This is a genomic window from Nevskia ramosa DSM 11499, from assembly GCF_000420645.1.
Classification (GTDB): Bacteria; Pseudomonadota; Gammaproteobacteria; order Nevskiales; family Nevskiaceae; genus Nevskia; species Nevskia ramosa.
This window is the reverse complement of sequence record NZ_ATVI01000005.1, coordinates 18,918-34,683: the sequence shown is the minus strand read 5'-3', so window position 1 is coordinate 34,683 and position 15,766 is coordinate 18,918. Positions and strand designations below refer to the sequence as shown.

Genomic DNA, 15,766 nt, shown 5'->3' with positions numbered 1-15,766 from the left:
CCGATGAATCCCGTGTTCAGCATGACTGCCGACGAGCAGCAGCATTTCTTCATCACCCGCGTGCCGCACAACGAAGCGCTGGGCATGCGTGTCAGCCATTGCTCGCCGGGCAAGCTGTCGTTCGATCTGCCCTACTCGGCCGACCTCGTCGGCAATCCGGCAACCGGCGAGATGCACGAAGGCACGCTGACCGTGCTGCTCGATGCCACCGCGGGCTCGGTGGTGCTGACCCAGCTGGATGATCTGCGCCGCACCGCGACGCTCGATCTGCGGCTCGATTTCCTGCGCCGCGCCAAGGCTGGTGCGGACATCCATTGCGACGCCTGGTGCCTGACCATCACCGACCATGTCGCGACCGTGCGGGCCATCGCCCACGACGGCGACAGCACCGATCCGGTCGCCGTCGCCACCGGCAGCTTCGCGGTGTTTCCGCCCAGCGCGAAACCGGCCGCCGGAGCCGCCGCATGAGCGCGACGAGCAACGACACGGCAGTGAATTCCTATGGCCTCGACGCCATGCAGCCGCTGTTCGCGAGCATTCCCTATCTGCGCAAGATGGGTTTCGAGTTCAGTGTCGACGACGAGCAGCTGCGGGTCCGCCTGCCGTACGCCGAACAGATCGTCGGCAATCCGAAAGTGCCGGCGCTGCACGGCGGCGCGATCGGTTCGCTGCTGCAGACCACGGCGAGCGTCCAGCTGATGCTGGCCACGCGTTCGCTGCGCCTGCCGCGGCTGTTCAGCTGCACCGTCGAATATCTGCGCTCGGCCCGGCTGATCGATGTGCAGGCTTCGGCCGTTGTCGTCACCCGCAGCCGGCGTTTCGCCAACGTGCGGGCGACGGCCTGGCAGGATCGCGCCGATCAGCCGATTGCCGCTGCGACCCTGCAGTTCGTGCTGGTCGACTGAATCGACACGCGCTCAGCGCTTGCTGGCTGCGCGCTTCTTCACCGCCGCCTTGACCTTGGCGCCCACGCGGGTCTTCGGCTGGATCAGGTCGATGATCGCGCTGACCCTGCCGAGGAAATGCACGCCCTGCGAAGCTTCCTCGGCAGCCAGCCGGTCGACCATGGTCTGGATGAAGCGCCGTCCCTGTTCGACCATGCGCTCGATCTCGCGCGCGCCCTTGGCGGTCAGCACCACCTGACGCTCACGGCCGGAAGTCGGGTGTTCTAGGATGTCCAGCAAGCCCAGCGGCTCGCGCGCCATCGCCCGCAGTGATTTCGAGATCGCCGAATTGCGCAGCTCGAACCAGCGGGTGATCGAGCGCTCGATCTCCTTGCGCGAAATGCTGCGCCCGCCTTCGCCTTCGGAGCGGATCAGCCACAGGATCGCCACCTGATGGCGGGTGAGACGGCCGCCGCGCAGCGCGTCCTCGATGCCGATGCCGACCTTGTAGTGCACCGGATAGAACAGGTCGAGAAACTCTTTCGCCGAGTCCGATACCGGCGATTCCGCAGCCGCTGCAGACGACGCTGCGGCCGGCTTCGCAGCTGATTTCCGGACTGCTTTCGCGGCTGGCTTGCGGCCGCTCTCCTCGCCATCCGGCGTCGCCCCTGTTGACCGCCCGCTCACCGTGCGCATATTGTGTCCTTGAGACATAGTTTCATCTATTCAACAATCAAGATCGAGTCAGAACTCGATCAAATCAAAACGTGCTTCTGGAGGAAGGACCATGAGCCTCACCATCAATCCCCGCGATCTCGCGACGCCGGCCATCATCGCCGATCCCTATCCCGCCTACGATGCCCTGCGCGCCGATTCGCCGGTCGCCGGCTATGCCGATTGGCCGCCGGGCACCGTGCCTGGGCAAGACGCGCCGCTGCAGGCCTGGGCGCTGCTCAAGCACGAGCATGTGCTGGCGGCGGCTCGTGATCCGCAGACGTTCTCGTCCGCGAACTTCCAGCAGGGCACCGGCGCGCCGACCCTGATGCTGGTCAACCACGACGATCCCGAGCACGCCGGCCTGCGCAAGCTGGTCAGCCTGGCATTCACGCCGCGCCGCATCCGCGAGCTGCGGCCGGACATCGAAGCGGTGGTCAAGGATCTGCTCGATGCGCTGCCGGATGGCGAGATCGACGTCGTTGCCCAAGTCTGCGCGCACCTGCCGGCGCGGCTGATGCTGCGTCTGCTCGGCCTGCCGCCGGCGATGTCGGAGAAGTTCCAGCTCTGGTCGAACGCCTTCATGCTGTCGGCGGCGATGACTGCCGAAGAACGCAACGCCAGCAATGTCGAGATGGTCGGCTACTTCCAGCAGACGGTCAGCGAACGCGCCGCGCGACTTGCCGGCGGTGCCGCGCCGAACGACGATCTGATCGACGCCCTGCTGATCGCCGAAGCCGACGGCAAGCGCCTGAGCCACGACGAGGTCTGGCGCTTCTGCTTCACCCTGGTGGTCGCCGGCAGCGAAACGACGATGTACTACGCGACCAACTGTCTGCAGGTGCTGATCAGCCGCCCCGAGCTGTACGCAAAGCTGCAGGCCGATCGCAGCCTGATCGGCCGCTTCCAGTCGGAAACCCTGCGCCGCACCGGCCCGCCGCAGCGCCTGTTCCGCAAGGTGACGAAGGATGTCGAGATCGGTGGCAAGGCGATCAAGGCTGGCGAATGGGTGGCGCTGTTCTTCGCGGCCGCCAATCACGATCCGGCGGTATTCGCCGAGCCTTACGAGTTCCGCCTCGATCGCACCAATGCCAGCGGCCAGCTGAGCTTCGGCCACGGCATCCACTACTGCCTCGGCGCGCCGCTGGCCAACCTCGAAGTGGAATGCCTGCTGAACGCCGTGCTCGATCGCTACGCGAGCCTGCAGCCCGGTTCGTCGCCGGCCGTGCCGCAGACCGCCACCTTGCTGCAGCACAGCCACACCTCGATTCCGGCGCGGCTGGTCAAGCGTCGCAGCAAGCTCGAAGAAGCCAACATCGCCCAGGTCAAGGAAGTGTTCGTCCGCTTCGGCAGCGGCAACGTGCCGGCGATCCTCGAACTGCTCGACGACGAGGTGCGGATCGAGTTCTACGGCCCCTCGGTGATCCCCTACGCCGGCGACTATCGCAGCCGCAAGGAAGCACGACGCTTCTTCGAGACAGTGCTGGCTTCGGTCGACATCCATCAATTCGATGCCGAGGAATTCATCGCCCAGAACGATCAGGTGATCGTCACCGGCCATCTGCGCCTGACCGCCAAGGCCACCGGCGGCACGATCGAATCCGACTTCGTGCACGTCATCACCTTGCGCAACGGCCGCTGGCTGCGCTTCCGTGATTTCATGAACACTGCCGTAGCGGTGGCGGCGTTCACAGCACAGGCGGAGGAAGTCGCATAAGCCGGGAGCCGGAGCAGGGCCGCCATTGACCATGGCCTCAGCCGCGTCCGATGATCCCGCGGCCCATCCTTGGTCACCCAGAGCACCCGTGGATCAGCAAGCCGAGCCGAATCAGCCAGCGAAGGAAGACGCTCCCCGCTGGCGTTTCGGGGAGGTGGTGCTCGATGAACGGACGATGGAGCTGAGCATCGGCAGTGTGAAGGTCGAGCTGCCGCGCAAGCCGCTCGAACTGCTGATGTTCCTGGTCCGCAATCCGAACGAAGTGGTGACCAAGGACGAGTTGTTCAACGCCGTCTGGCCGGGGCGGATCGTCTCCGAAACCTCGCTGTTCAATGCCGTCCGCAGCCTGCGCACGGCGCTGGGCGATGAGGATGAGCAGCAGCTGATCAAGTCGGTCTACGGTTACGGCTATCGCTTCATGGGAAAGGTCGTTCGCGAGGACGCCCGCATCGCCAGCCTGCCGGCGCCCGAGCCGGCGCTGAATTTCAAGGATGGCGATCCGCTGCCGTTCCGCAGCGGCTGGGTCCTGCGCCAACGGCTCGGGGCCGGCGGTGGTGGCGATGCCTGGCTGGGCATGGCCTTGTCCACGCGAGAAACCCGGGTCTTCAAGTTCGCGCGCGATCATCTGGCGCTCACTGCGCTCAAGCGCGAGATCACCCTGAGCCGCCTGATGCGCGAAAGCCTCGGCGAACGGCCCGATCTGGTGCGGGTGCTCGACTGGAATCTCGACGAAGCGCCGTACTTCATCGCCATCGATCATTGCAGCGAAGGCAGCCTCAGCGACTGGGCCGAGGCCCACGGTGGCATTACCGCAATGCCGCTCGATCAGCGCCTCGAACTGGTCGCCCAGGCAGCCGAAGCACTGGCTGCGGCGCACACGGTCGGCGTGCTGCACAAGGACATCAAGCCCTCGAATCTGCTGCTCCACAAGTCGGAAGCCGGCCGGATCAAGCCGAAGGCGGATCCGGCAGGCGCGGCCAGCGAAGCCCTGCAACTGAAACTATCCGACTTCGGCAGCGCCCGCCTGATCGATCGCCATCGCCTCGATACCCTGAACATCGCCGAGCTCGGCTTCAGCCGGACCATCGTCATCGACGCCAGTACCGGCACGCCGATGTATGTCGCGCCGGAGCTGCTGGAAGGCAGCCCACCGACCATCCTGTCCGATGTCTACGCGCTCGGCGTGGTGCTGTACCAGCTTGTCGCAGGCGATCTGCGCCGCTCCCTCACCGCCGGCTGGGAGCAAAGGATCGAAGACCCGCTGCTGATCGAGGACATTGCCGCCGCAGCGGCAGGCGATCCGCAACGACGGCTGTCCGATGCCGCACAACTCGCCGCGCGCCTGCGCGCCTTGCCCGAACGGCGCGAAGCACTGGCGCGCGAGCAGGCCGCACGGGCCGAAGCCGAGCGCACGCGCACCGCGCTGGCTCGAAGCCGCGCACGGCGCAGCCTGTGGATGGCGCTTGCGGCAAGTCTGGTACTCGGCCTCGCCGTCACCGGGTTTTTCCTGGAGCGGGCAAGGGTGGAGGCCCGGCGCGCCAACGCCGTCACCGCCTTCATGACCGACGATCTGCTCAGCGCCGCCAACCCGGTGGTCGCCGGCCGCCGCGATGTGAGCATGCGCGAGGTGCTCGACCAGGCACAGCAGCAACTCGATCAGCAGTTCAAGGACCAGCCCGGCGTGCACGCCACGCTGGCACGAGTGATCGGCAGCGCCTACGCCGCGATGGGCGAAAGCGAGCCGGCGCTGCGGTTGCTGACCATTGCCGAAAAGGAACTCTCGATACAGCAAGGCGAGGCTGCCGACGAAACCCAGGCGGCGCGGACTGCCTTGCGGGAGATGTATATCAATCAGCTCGATTTTCCAAACCTCATGAAATGGTCGCAGCGGATCGCGGAAGTCGAGCAGGCAGCCGGGACGCCGCATCCAGAGATCGCGGCGGACGCTGCCGGGACGGTCGCGATCATCCAATGCACCTCAGGCTATTTCTCGGTTTTCGTCAATCGCTGTGATTCGACCGCCGACCGTCTCTATCGCAATGCGCTGGCGCGCTTCGGTCCGGACAGTCTGGCCACCCTGCGCCTGCTGGCCTACCGGGGCACCATGCTGGCTTATACCGAGCGGTATGCCGAAGCGCTGCCCTTGCTGCGCGCGGCGAACCAGGGTTTTCGGCGGATCTACGGCGAAGACAGCCTGTGGATGACTCAAAGCGAGGGCCTGCTCGCCACCGCCATGCTGGGAGTCGGTCTGGCCGAAGAAGCACTGCCGCGGATCGAACAGCAGCTCGCCCGCAAGCTGCGAATCTACGGCCCCGAGCATCGGCAGGCCCTGGTCGAACACCGGTACCGCGCCCGCGCCAACTTCCTGCTGGGTCATGCGGAGACCGCACTCGCCGAACAGCAGGACCTGCTGGCGATCTGGCTGAAGAAGGGCGATGCCTTGCGCGCCGTGGACTACAGCCCGGTCGCGCTCGACCTTGCCGCCTCGCTGATTCAGCTGAACCGCCTGCCCGAAGCACAGACCGTGATCCGCGAGGCATTGGCGCGGATCGAGCCGACGCAGAAACCCACCGGCTACGAAACCCTGCGGCTGCGCGAACAGCTGGCGCATATCAGCGAGTTGCTGAAGGACGACAGCACGGCCGAGCGCCTGCTGCGGCTGAATTTGGACCAGGCCCGGGCCGCCATGACCCACGGCGAATGGCTGCTGGGCTGGGACGAGTTCCTGCTCGGCCAGTTCCTGCTGGCTCGGGGAAACCGGGACGAAGCCACTGCGCTGCTCCAATCCGGCCACAGCATCCTGCTCGCGGCTGTCGGGCCGGACGCCCCCCGAACCCGCCAGGCCGCCGCCCTGCTCCCGTAGGTCGGCTCAAACCGGCAGCTTTTCGCGGGTGGAGCCGACAGCAATGCCGGATCAACAGACCCTGCGCGCCAACCGTTCCACTTCGCTTGATCCGATCTGCATTGGCAAGGCCTTGATTCCAAAGGCTTCGAGCGAAATGAGAAAGTCATGAGAATCAAATTTGCGAAACACGAGGATGTTTTTGCGGCCGAGGCAGAAAGTTCGTCCTGTCGCCGGGCCAGTCCATCAGCCGGCCGGCGCAACCACCACCTTCGCAACCCACCTTAGTTACCGGAGATTGACCATGAACAACCTCAAGACCCTCGCCGCCGCCCTCTGCCTCGCCACCGCCGCCTTCACTTCCGTCTCCGCCGAGGCTGGCATGAGGACGAATGGCATCATGCTCAATGGCCTGTCCTTGAATGGCCTGTCCTTGAATGGCCTGTCCTTGAATGGCCTGGCTATGAATGGCTTCACCGTCAATGGCCTGTTTCCCAACGGCCTGTTCCCGAACGGCCTGTTCCCGAATGGCCTGTTCCCGAATGGCACTTCCGTTGTCGGCATCGAAGCCGGCACCATTGTCGCCGTGACGCTGCCGGAGTAAACCCTGCGCGGCGTACCCCCAAAGCCCGTCGGCCTGCCGATGGGCTTTTCTTTGGGCGGTGAAGGTCGGTTCGCTTCGCTTGAACCAACCCTGCGAAACAGTTGCGATCGACCAAGCCAAACCACGATTGACCACCGTCGCCGCCCCGTTCGATGATCGCGCACCAAAAAGGGAGCGCGCGTGGGTCAGAAAGTCGAGCCGAATCAGCCAGCGAAGGAAGACGCTCCCCGCTGGCGTTTCGGCGAGGTGGTGCTCGACGAGCGGACGATGGAAGTTCTCGTCGGCGGCGAGAAGATCGAGCTGGCGCGCAAGCCCATCGAACTGCTGATGTACTTCGTCCGCAACCCGGGCGAAGTCATCACCAAGGAGGAATTGTTCGAAGCCGTCTGGCCTGGCCGCATCGTTTCGGATGCCAGCCTGAGCAATGCCATCACCCGCCTGCGCACTGCCCTGGGCGATGAACAAGCCCAGGAACTGATCAAGTCGGTCTACGGCTACGGCTACCGCTTCATGGCCGAAGTGCTGCGCGAGGACGCCCGCATCGCCAGCCTGCCGGCACCCGAGCCGGCGCTCGATTTCAAGGACGGCGATCCGCTGCCGTTCCGCAGCGGCTGGGTCCTGCGCACACGGCTGGGTGCCGGCGGTGGCGGCGACGTCTGGCTGGGCATGGCCTCGTCGACGCGTGAAAATCGCGTCTTCAAGTTCGCGCGGGATCGGCTGGCGCTCACGGCACTCAAGCGCGAGATCACCCTGTCGCAGCTGATGCGTCAGAGCCTCGGCGAGCGGCCGGATCTGGTCAGAGTGCTCGACTGGAATCTCGACGAAGCGCCGTATTTCGTCGCCATCGACTGGTGCAACCAGGGCAGTCTCAGCGATTGGGCCGATACCCACGGCATCAGCACCATGCCGCTGGATCAGCGCCTGGAACTGCTGGCACAGGCCGCCGATGCCCTGGCAGCCGCCCATTCCGTTGGCGTGCTGCACAAGGATCTGAAACCTTCCAATCTGCTGTTGCATGCGAGCAGCAAGCCGGAGGGCACATCCGCGCCGCTGCAAGTGAAGCTCTCCGATTTCGGCAGCGCCCGCCTGATCGATCGCGACCGCCTGCACTCGCTGGACATCGCCCAGCTCGGCTTCACCCAGACGCTGGTCGACGCCAGCAGCGGCACACCGCAGTATCTGGCGCCGGAACTGCTCGACGGCTGCCCGCCGACCATCCGCTCGGATGTCTATGCGCTCGGCGTGGTGCTCTATCAGCTGGTGGTCGGCGATCTGCGCCGGCCGTTGTCGGCGGGCTGGGAGCGGCGCATCGACGATCCCCTGCTGATCGAGGATATCGGTGCTGCCGCCGCTGGCGATCCGCAGCATCGGCTGGCCGATGCCGCCGCCCTCGCCCAACGCCTGCGCAGCTTGCCGGCGCGGCGCGATGCGCGGGCGCAGGCGCAGGCCGCTGCTGCCGAGGCGGCAAGAATCAAGACCGCACTTGATCGCGCCAGCGCCCGCCGGGGTCTGCTGCTGGCTCTGGCCGCCAGTCTGGTGCTCGGCCTCGCCATCACCGGATATTTCCTGACCCAGGCACGCAGCGAGGCCCGGCGCGCCAACGCCGTCACCGCGTTCATGACCGACGATCTGCTCAGCGCCGCCAATCCGGTCATCGCCGGTCGCCGCGATGTGACGATGCGCGAAGTGCTCGACCGGGCACAGCAGCAACTCGATCAGGAATTCAAGGAACAGCCCGCCGTGCATGCCACCCTGGCGCGCGTGATCGGCAGCGCCTATGCCGCCATGGGCGATAGCGAGCCGGCGCTGCGGCTGCTGACCATCGCCGAGAAGGAACTGTCGGCCCAGCAAGGCGAGGCTGCCGATGAAACCCAGGCGGCAAGGACCGCCTTGCGGGAGATGTATATCAACCAGCTCGACTTTCCCAACCTGATGAAATGGTCGCAAAGGATCGCCGACGTCGAGCAGGCTGCGGGCACCCCGCATCCAGAAATCGCGGCCGATGCGGCGGGATTGGTCGCAACCCTGCAATGCAGTGCCGGCTATTTCTCGATTTTCGTCAACCGCTGCGACCCGACACTCGACCGCCTATATCGCGATGCCCTGGCGCGCTTCGGTCCGGACAGTCTGGCCACGCTGCGCCTGCTGCTCTACCGAGGGATTCTGCTCGGTTACAACGAGCGGGATGCCGAATCACTGCCCATGCTGCGCACGGCGAACGAAGGCCTGCGCCGAATCTACGGCGAGGACAGCCTGTGGATGACCCAGAGTGATGGCGTGCTCCTCACCGCAATGCTGGGAGTCGGTCTGGCGGAAGAAGCGCTGCCGCAAATCGACAAATACCTCGTCCGAGACCTGCGGATTTACGGCCCCGAGCATCGGGTTTGCCTGATCGGCCGGCGACGCCACAGCCGCGCCAACTTCCTGCTGGGTCATAAGGAGGCAGCGCTCGCTGAACAACGGGAGGTGCAGGCACTGTGGCTTAAGAAGGGAGACGCCCTGCGCGCCCAGGATTATCGACCGGTCGTGACCGACCTTGCGGATACGCTGATTCAACTTGATCGCCTGCTCGAAGCGCAGACGGTTGTCAGTGACGCGCTGGCTAGGATCGAGCCGAAGCAGAAGCCCACCGGCTACGAAACCCTGCGGCTGCGTGAACAACTGGCTCAGATCAGCCAATTGCTGAAGGACGACGCCACCGCCGAACGCCTGCTGCGGCAGAACCTCGACGAGGCCCGGGCCGCGATGACGCGAGGTGAGTGGCTGCTGGGCTGGGACGAGTTCCTGCTTGGCCAGTTTCTGCACGACCGGGGAAACCAGGACGAAGCCGGCCCGCTGCTGAAATCCGGCCGTGCCGTCCTGCTCGCCGCCCTCGGGCCGGACGACCCACGAACTCGGCAGGCCGAAGCGCTGCTGAAGTAGGACGGCTCGGGCCTGCCTCCTTCTGCGGGCGGAGCCGACAAGCACGGCCCGATCAATCGCCGCAAGCGCGCTGTCGGTTCCACTTCGCTTGAACCGACCTGCACACACCGCAGGGAATTCCGTGTTCACGGGAACTTCAAACGGCGAAAACCTCGCTGGGAACCGGATCTGGCCGGCTCCCAGCAGTTGAAAAATGATGGCAACTCATTGATTCATATGAAATCAGAAACGGTGTATGAGATGTTTAAATGATGTTTAGCGGATGACAGGTTGTTGCGGCGGGTCGCGCTCAAAGTTCGTTTCGTCGCCGGGCAGCACCGGCACTGAACCTCTCTCGAAACACTCTCGCAACACCCTACCGGAGCCTCACCATGAAGACCTTCAAGACCCTCGCCGCCGCCCTCTGCCTCGCCACCGCCGCCTTTACTTCCGTTTCCGCCGAGGCTGGCATGAAGCTGAATGGCTTTGTCATCAACGGTCTGAACCTGAATGGCATCGTCCTGAATGGCATCGTTCTGAATGGCATCGTTCTGAATGGCTTTGTCATCAACGGCCTGAACCTGAATGGCATCGTGCTGAATGGCCTCGTGCTGAATGGCCTCGTGCTGAATGGCACCACCACCACCGGTATCGAAGCCGGCACCGTCGTCGCCGTGACGCTGCCGGAATAAACCCGCGCGAGCTGCCCTCAAAAGCCCGTCGGCCTGCCGACGGGCTTTTTCTCTGGTGCGGCACCTGTCGATTCCGGTTCGCTTGAACCACCCTGAGGGGACCTTCGACACCAACCCGGCCACCATTGACCGCCGCCGTAACCGCGTTCGATGATCCCGCGCCTGTCCTTCATTACAGCGAGCGCGTGGGCCAGAAAACCGAGTCAAGGCGGGCAGGGAAAGAAGACGCTCCACGCTGGCGTTTCGGCGAGGTGGTGCTCGACGAGCGGACGATGGAGGTCAGCGTCGGTGGTGCGGTGATCGAGTTGCCACGCAAACCGACCGAGATCCTGATGCATTTCGTCCGCAACCCCGGCGAAGTCATCACCAAGGAAGAATTGTTCGAGGCGGTCTGGCCCGGCCGTATCGTTTCCGACTCCAGCCTGACCAATGCCATGGGCAAGCTGCGCATGGCACTTGGCGACGAGCAGTCGCAGACGCTGATCAAGGCCGTCTACGGCTACGGCTACCGGTTCATGGCCGAAGTGCTGCGCGAGGACGCCCGTATCGCCAGCCTGCCGGCACCCGAGCCGGCACTCGATTTCAAGGACGGTGATCCGCTGCCATTCCGTAGCGGCTGGGTTCTGCGAACGCGGCTGGGTGCCGGCGGTGGCGGCGACGTCTGGCTGGGCATGGCCTCGTCGACGCGTGAAAATCGCGTCTTCAAGTTCGCGCGGGACCGGCTGGCGCTCACGGCACTGAAGCGCGAGATCACCCTGTCGCAGCTGATGCGTCAGAGCCTGGGCGAGCGGCCCGATCTGGTGAGAGTGCTGGACTGGAATCTCGACGAAGCGCCGTATTTCATCGCCACCGACTGGTGCAACCAGGGCAGTCTCAGCGATTGGGCCGATACCCACGGCATCGGCACGATGCCGCTGGATCAGCGCCTGGAACTGCTGGCGCAGGCCGCCGATGCCCTGGCAGCCGCCCATTCCGTTGGCGTGCTGCACAAGGATCTGAAGCCTTCCAATCTGCTGTTGCATGCGAGCAGCAAGCCGGAGGGCACATCCGCGCCGCTGCAAGTGAAGCTCTCCGATTTCGGCAGCGCCCGCCTGATCGATCGCGACCGCCTGCGCTCGCTGGACATCGCCCAGCTCGGCTTCACCCAGACCCTCGTCGACGCCAGCAGCGGCACACCGCAGTACCTGGCACCGGAACTGCTCGACGGCAGCCCGCCGACCATCCGCTCGGATGTCTACGCGCTCGGCGTGGTGCTCTATCAGCTCGTTGTCGGCGATCTGCGCCGGCCGTTATCACCAGGCTGGGAACGACGGATCGACGATCCGCTGCTGATCGAGGATATCGGCGACGCGGCCTCCGGCGATCCGCAGCAACGGCTGGCCGATGCTGCGGCCCTCGCCCTGCGCCTGCGCAGCTTGCCGGCGCGGCGCGAGACAAGAATGCGTGAACAGGCCGCCGCAGCCGAAGCTGAAAAAACGAAGGCCGCGCTCGATCGCGCCCGCGCCCGGCGCAGCTTGTGGATGGCGCTGGCAGCCGTTGCCGTGGTCGGCATGGGCCTGAGCTTCTGGCAGTTTCTCGGCGCGCGCGCCGCGGAAAAGAAAGCCACCGCGGCGGCAAGGGAATCAGCCGCCGTCACCGCGTTCATGACCGACGATCTGCTCAGCGCCGCCAACCCGGTCATCGCCGGCCGTCGCGACGTGACCATGCGCGAGGTGCTCGACCGGGCGCAGCAGCAACTCGACCAGCAGTTCAAGGAACAGCCCGCAGTGCATGCCACGCTGGCCCGGGTGATCGGCAGCGCCTACGCCGCGATGGGCGAAAGCGAGCCGGCGCAGCGGCTTCTGACCATCGCCGAGAAGGAATTGTCAGCCCAGCAGGGCGAGGCTGCCGATGAAACCCAGGCGGCGCGGACTGCCTTGCGGGAGATGTATATCAATCAGCTCGACGTACCCAACCTGCTGATCTGGTCGCAACGGATTGCCGACGTGGAGAAAGCGGCCGGAACTCCGCATCCCGAGATCGCGGCCGACGCTGCGGGCTCGGTTGCGATCCTGCGCTGCGTCTCGGGCTATTTCGCGATGTTCGTCAATCGTTGCGATCCGACCATCGACCGCCTCTATCGCGATGCTCAGGCGCGCTTCGGCCCGGACAGTCTGGTCACGCTGCGCATGCTGCTCTACCGGGGGATCATGCTGGGTCATGTCGAGCGGCACGCCGAAGCACTGCCGATGCTGCGTACGGCGAACGCGGGGCTGCGGCGGATCTACGGCGAAGACAGCCTGTGGATGACGCAGAGCAATGGCGTGCTCGTCAGCTCGATGCTGGGCGTCGGACTGGCCGAAGAAGCCCTGCCACTGATCGAAAAGTATCTGTCCCGGGATCTTCGAATTTACGGCCCGGAGAATCGGCTGACCCTGATCGACCACCGAAGCCGCGCCCGTGCCAACTTCCTGCTCGGTCATGCCGAGGCTGCACTCCCCGAACAACGAGACCTGCTGGCTCTCTGGCAGAAGCGGGGCGATGCCTTGCGGGCCATCGACTACAGCCCGGTCGCCCTCGATCTCGCCACCACGCTGATTCAACTCGGGCGCCTGCCTGAAGCGCAGACCGTCATCCGCGAGGCGCTGGCGCGGATCGAGCCGAAGCAGAAACCCACCGGCTACGAAACCCTGCGCCTGCGAGAGAAGCTGGCCCAGATCAGCCAGTTGCTGAAGGACAACAGCATCGCCGAGCGCCTGCTGCGGCAGAACCTCGATGAAGCCAGGTCTGCGATGACCCAGGGCGAATGGCTGGTGGGCTGGGATGAGTTCCTGCTTGGCCAGTTCCTGCAAGTCCGGGGAAACCCAGAGGAAGCCGGGCCGCTGCTGAAATCCGGCCACGCCATCCTGCTTGCCGCCCTCGGGCCGGACGATCCGAGAACCCGGCAGGCCGAGGCACTGCTGAAGTAGCCCGCGGGTCGGCTCAAACCGCGTCCCTTCGCGTGCGGCGCGGCCGGGCTTTCGGCCCTCGGCGAGTTGTCGATTCCGCTTCGTTTGAACCGGCCTGCGCCAGACTGACCGCCTGCAAAGCGGTAAGCGGTCTTCAAATGATTCCGCAAGAAATTGATTTATATGGATTTGATAAAAGTGTGCAAGAAATTGGAATGTCTTCAACGAGACAAGAGGATGTTCTGGGGGCCGAGGCAGAAAGTTCGTCTCGTCGCCGGGCTGAACCGGCACACAACCGCCCTCGCAACACCCTACCGGAGCCTCACCATGAAGACCTTCAAGACCCTCGCCGCCGCCCTCTGCCTTGCCACCGCCGCCATCGCTTCCTTCTCTGCCGAGGCTGGCATGAGGGCGAACGGCATTCAAATCAATGGCATTCAGATCAATGGCATCCAGATCAACGGCATCCAGATTAATGGCTTCGTCCTGAACGGCTTCGTCTTGAATGGCAGGAAACAGAACGGCTTTTACCTCAACGGTACTTTCAATACCGGCATCGAAGCCGGCACCGTTGTCGCCGTCACGCTGCCGGAATAAAACCTGCGCGGCCCTACCCTCAAAAGCCCGTCGGCCTGCCGACGGGCTTTCTCGTTGAGGCGGTGCCTGCCGGTTCCGCTTCGCTTGAACCGACCTGCTCCCGACGTCTGCAGGTCGCTCAAGCCCGCGGCGTCATGCGTGTGGAGCGGATCTGGCGCGCCATCCGGAAAAGGCGGCGACGGTACGGTTGCCTATTCGGTTCCGGCCGGGTGACATTGTTGTTGTACTCAAGCCGCATTGCGTGGCCTTGAACCGACCTACGATCCTTGATGAGCGCCTCATGAACTTCAATCCTCTGCGCCACTGCTCCTTGCTGATGCTGCTGGCCTTAGCCGCCCAGGCAGCGCCACAGACAGTGACCGCACCGGACATGAGCGCCGAGCACACCGCCTTCGTGCTGAAGCTGGCCGATGGCCGGGTGTTGAGGGGTCAGCAGATGCAAGGGGCGGTCGTGCACATGGGCATCGAGGGCGGCAAGCTGGCGTCGATCAAGCTCGCCTCGATCAAGCCGGACCCGCAGGACCCGGACATCCTGCGTCACGAGTTCCAGGTGCAGAACGACAAGGGCGAATGGCAGCCGGCCTGCCAGCCAAACTTCTACGGCGAGACCTGGGGCTTTCCGATCAGCCTGCCGGAGCATCACCCCGGCCGCGAGGGCGCGATCACGCTGACCTGTGCTTCGGGTGCGGTCGGCAAGTGCATCCGCTTCGGCTACAAACCCTGGGCGCTCGGCCCCAAAGGCGAAGACCTGACGCCGTATCACGCCGCCTGCGTTCACATGGTGCGCGCGGATTACGCCGGCGACGGCGAGCCGCATACCAAGAACGGCACCAACATCGATGTCTACGACCGCATCGGCATTCAGTCATCCGAATCGAAGGCCGATCCGAGCTTCGGCTTCGAAGCCGGCTGGTCACCGACGGGTGCGGTCTGCGTGGCGCACACCCGCTGGGCCGATGTGATCACCACGGAAGCCCTGTGGAAAGCGGTTCCGCGATTGGCGGCGCCTTGTACCGAAGACGCAGCGGCCAGGCTGGGGGCGCTGCTGTTCAATCGTTCGAAGCTGGGGGCCGAGCAATAAGCCACCGCGATTCCCAGGGCGGCCCTACGCGAAGGCGGCGCGCACCGAACCGAGCCCATCGATCTGGGCCTCGAATATTTCACCAGACTTGGCAGCCACCATCGGCCCGAGTGCGCCGGACAGGATGATGTCGCCGGCCTGCAGCGGCCGGCCGACTTCAACCATCTTCCGCGCCAGCCACAAGGCTGCATTCAGTGGATGGCCGAGACAGGCGTGGCCAACGCCGGTCGATACGGTTTCTTCGCCACGTGTCATCTGCATCGTGCAGACACGCAGATCGAGCCCGGCCAGTCGATACGGCGTGTTGCCGAGCACGAACAGTCCGCTCGATGCGTTGTCGGCCACGGTATCGACCAGGCGGATGTCCCAGTTGGCGATCCGGCTGCCGACGATTTCGATGGCGGCAGTCGCGTAAGCAATCGAGCGCATCAGATCGGCGACCGTGGCCTGCTCGACGGTCAGATCACGTTCGAGCACGAAGGCGATCTCGGCCTCGACCTTGGCCTGCAGCACGCGGCCCGGCGCCACCGGTTTGCCATCGCAGACCGCCATGTCGGCGAACAGCATGCCGAAGTCGGGCTGATCGACGCCGAGCTGTTTCTGCACCGCGACCGAGGTCAGGCCGATCTTGCGGCCGACCAGGCGACGGCCGGAGCCCAGCCAGCTTTCGGTGTTCAGTTCCTGGATCGCGTAGGCGGCAGCAACATCGCCGGGAGCGAGCAGATCGCGGATCGGCGCCACAGGCTCGCCGGTACGGTAGGCCGCACGCAGGCGCTGGGCGATACCGAGATGAAGAGAGTCGCTCAT

12 protein-coding genes are annotated in these 15,766 nt (G+C 64.9%); 10 read left to right on the top strand and 2 right to left on the bottom strand.

Annotation, left to right across the window (positions count from 1 at the left end; genetic code table 11):
* Positions 1–3 precede the first annotated feature (3 nt).
* Both G513_RS0100925 and G513_RS0100920 read left to right on the top strand, forming a co-directional pair.
* Positions 4–468 carry a PaaI family thioesterase gene (locus G513_RS0100925; RefSeq protein ID WP_022974945.1) on the top strand — a complete coding sequence of 155 codons (465 nt, stop codon included), beginning with the start codon at positions 4–6 and terminating at the stop codon, positions 466–468.
* Positions 465–905: a PaaI family thioesterase gene (locus tag G513_RS0100920; protein ID WP_022974944.1), complete on the top strand. Its 441-nt coding sequence runs from the start codon at positions 465–467 to the stop codon at positions 903–905. Before G513_RS0100925 ends, G513_RS0100920 begins: the two co-directional genes overlap by 4 nt.
* A 12-nt stretch (positions 906–917) precedes the next feature.
* Here the strand turns inward: G513_RS0100920 and G513_RS24540 are convergent, their stop codons facing one another.
* Complete coding sequence (locus tag G513_RS24540; RefSeq protein ID WP_169560477.1) at positions 918–1,571, bottom strand: winged helix DNA-binding protein; 654 nt, start codon at positions 1,569–1,571, stop codon at positions 918–920.
* Between the two features lie 100 nt (positions 1,572–1,671).
* Between G513_RS24540 and G513_RS20660 the strand changes: the two genes are divergently transcribed.
* The 8 genes from G513_RS20660 (at position 1,672) to G513_RS24520 (ending at position 14,959) form a co-directional block, all read left to right on the top strand.
* Entirely contained in the window at positions 1,672–3,315 is a 1,644-nt protein-coding gene (locus G513_RS20660) for a cytochrome P450 (protein ID WP_022974942.1), read from the top strand.
* An 88-nt stretch (positions 3,316–3,403) separates the two neighbouring features.
* Positions 3,404–6,178 carry a protein kinase domain-containing protein gene (locus G513_RS24535; RefSeq protein ID WP_022974941.1) on the top strand — a complete coding sequence of 925 codons (2,775 nt, stop codon included), beginning with the start codon at positions 3,404–3,406 and terminating at the stop codon, positions 6,176–6,178.
* 283 nt (positions 6,179–6,461) lie between these two features.
* Positions 6,462–6,761, top strand: coding sequence for a hypothetical protein (locus G513_RS0100900; protein WP_022974940.1), 300 nt, complete (start codon positions 6,462–6,464; stop codon positions 6,759–6,761).
* A gap of 180 nt (positions 6,762–6,941) precedes the next feature.
* Positions 6,942–9,683, top strand: coding sequence for a protein kinase domain-containing protein (locus G513_RS24530; RefSeq protein WP_022974939.1), 2,742 nt, complete (start codon positions 6,942–6,944; stop codon positions 9,681–9,683).
* 371 nt (positions 9,684–10,054) lie between these two features.
* Positions 10,055–10,354, top strand: coding sequence for a hypothetical protein (locus G513_RS0100890; RefSeq protein ID WP_022974938.1), 300 nt, complete (start codon positions 10,055–10,057; stop codon positions 10,352–10,354).
* A gap of 185 nt (positions 10,355–10,539) precedes the next feature.
* Positions 10,540–13,302, top strand: a complete 2,763-nt coding sequence (locus G513_RS24525) for a protein kinase domain-containing protein (protein WP_169560476.1) — start codon at positions 10,540–10,542, stop codon at positions 13,300–13,302.
* A 306-nt stretch (positions 13,303–13,608) separates the two neighbouring features.
* The gene (locus G513_RS0100880) at positions 13,609–13,878 is read left to right on the top strand and encodes a hypothetical protein (RefSeq protein ID WP_022974936.1); all 270 of its coding nucleotides are present in this window, start codon (positions 13,609–13,611) and stop codon (positions 13,876–13,878) included.
* A 280-nt stretch (positions 13,879–14,158) separates the two neighbouring features.
* Positions 14,159–14,959 (top strand): ADYC domain-containing protein, encoded by an 801-nt coding sequence (locus G513_RS24520; RefSeq protein ID WP_022974935.1) that lies wholly within the window; start codon positions 14,159–14,161, stop codon positions 14,957–14,959.
* A gap of 24 nt (positions 14,960–14,983) precedes the next feature.
* Here G513_RS24520 and mhpD read toward each other — a convergent pair whose 3' ends face one another.
* The gene (gene mhpD, locus G513_RS0100870; protein WP_022974934.1) at positions 14,984–15,766 is read right to left on the bottom strand and encodes a 2-keto-4-pentenoate hydratase; all 783 of its coding nucleotides are present in this window, start codon (positions 15,764–15,766) and stop codon (positions 14,984–14,986) included.

Excerpts from the sequence above, each read along its gene's own strand:
- G513_RS0100925 (WP_022974945.1), top strand. The coding sequence starts at position 4 with ATGAATCCCGTGTTCAGCATGACTGCCGACGAGCAGCAGCATTTCTTC.
- G513_RS0100920 (WP_022974944.1), top strand. The coding sequence starts at position 465 with ATGAGCGCGACGAGCAACGACACGGCAGTGAATTCCTATGGCCTCGAC.
- G513_RS20660 (WP_022974942.1), top strand. The coding sequence starts at position 1,672 with ATGAGCCTCACCATCAATCCCCGCGATCTCGCGACGCCGGCCATCATC.
- G513_RS0100900 (WP_022974940.1), top strand. The coding sequence starts at position 6,462 with ATGAACAACCTCAAGACCCTCGCCGCCGCCCTCTGCCTCGCCACCGCC.
- G513_RS0100890 (WP_022974938.1), top strand. The coding sequence starts at position 10,055 with ATGAAGACCTTCAAGACCCTCGCCGCCGCCCTCTGCCTCGCCACCGCC.
- G513_RS0100880 (WP_022974936.1), top strand. The coding sequence starts at position 13,609 with ATGAAGACCTTCAAGACCCTCGCCGCCGCCCTCTGCCTTGCCACCGCC.
- G513_RS24520 (WP_022974935.1), top strand. The coding sequence starts at position 14,159 with ATGAACTTCAATCCTCTGCGCCACTGCTCCTTGCTGATGCTGCTGGCC.
- mhpD (WP_022974934.1), bottom strand. The coding sequence starts at position 15,766 with ATGAGCGACTCTCTTCATCTCGGTATCGCCCAGCGCCTGCGTGCGGCC.